At 62.1% G+C, this 989-nt stretch carries 1 protein-coding gene and 1 pseudogene; one reads left to right on the top strand and one right to left on the bottom strand.

The genetic code is table 11. The annotated features are described in order from the left end of the window. Window positions 1-236: pseudogene (locus Y708_RS29730) on the top strand (hypothetical protein); the annotation flags it as partial. Window positions 237-291: 55 nt separating this feature from the next. Here Y708_RS29730 and Y708_RS27460 read toward each other — a convergent pair. Continuing rightward, window positions 292-989 (bottom strand): glycosyltransferase family protein (locus Y708_RS27460; protein ID WP_051478808.1); only part of this gene is annotated, 698 nt, incomplete at its 5' end.

Below are 989 nucleotides of genomic sequence, written 5' to 3'. Positions count from 1 at the left end.
TCTACGCCGGCACCGGACAAGCCAGCACCACCCAGGAAGGCTACGCCCCAGCACAACAAAACGGCACCGGCGGCTGGCAAGCCTACACCGACATCTTCGGACCAGGAGACTTCAACAGCGACAACCGCAACGACCTCCTCGCCACCCGACCCGACGGAACCCTCTGGTACTACGCCGGCACCGGCACCATCCACACCAGCGCCCCCACCACACCACAACCCGCCGGAAAACTCTAACCACCCACAGACGGCGGGCAGCACCTGGTGCTGCCCGCCGTCTGTTTGCGTGTGGCTAGACTCTCCGTTGGTCTGATTCCGCGGCGTCAATAACGGCACCGTACACCTCGATGAGGCGTTCCACGCCCACCCGCGCATCATGGTCGGCTGCGATGAACGCGGGGCCGTCCTGCTGAGCGGAGGCGGTGTGCGGGTCATCGAGAGCTCGAACCACATCCCGCGTGACTACCTGGGGATCGTTCCCACTCAGATGGTTGAGACTGGGGTAAAAAGCTGGATCTGCACTACTAACCAGCGGGACACCGATTGCCAGGGCTTCCAGTTCACTGACGGATAGGATGCTGGTCATCTGTCCAACGACCACTGATGCAGTGGCAAGCCATTGTCTAAATTCAACGGGCGGCATCTTGGGAACCAGTTTTACTCCCGCTGCCATGGCCTCCTGCGAGCGTTCCCCCCAGTCCAGCCCAACCAACTCGACATCAGGAAGGGAATCGCGCAGAAGCCGAGCCACTTCCAGCTGTTCACGGGCCCCTTTGACGTCATCCCAGCGGGAGCAAAAGATTACCCGATGTGGCACGGGGACCCACTCCGGAGCGTCGCTGAGGCGAATTGTGATCGGAAAATAGATCCCGGAGTCCGTCAGATGTGCGACGTGCGGTGCCAGGTCCGGCGTCGAATACAGCACGGCGTCCGCATTGGCTGCACCGTACGTGAGTTTCCCCTGCCAAGCCGGCTCATACTGGCGGGGGG

It is taken from the genome of Arthrobacter sp. H5, assembly GCF_000520595.1.
Taxonomy (GTDB): domain Bacteria; phylum Actinomycetota; class Actinomycetes; order Actinomycetales; family Micrococcaceae; genus Arthrobacter_D.
This window is presented reverse-complemented; position numbering and strand designations above follow the sequence as displayed.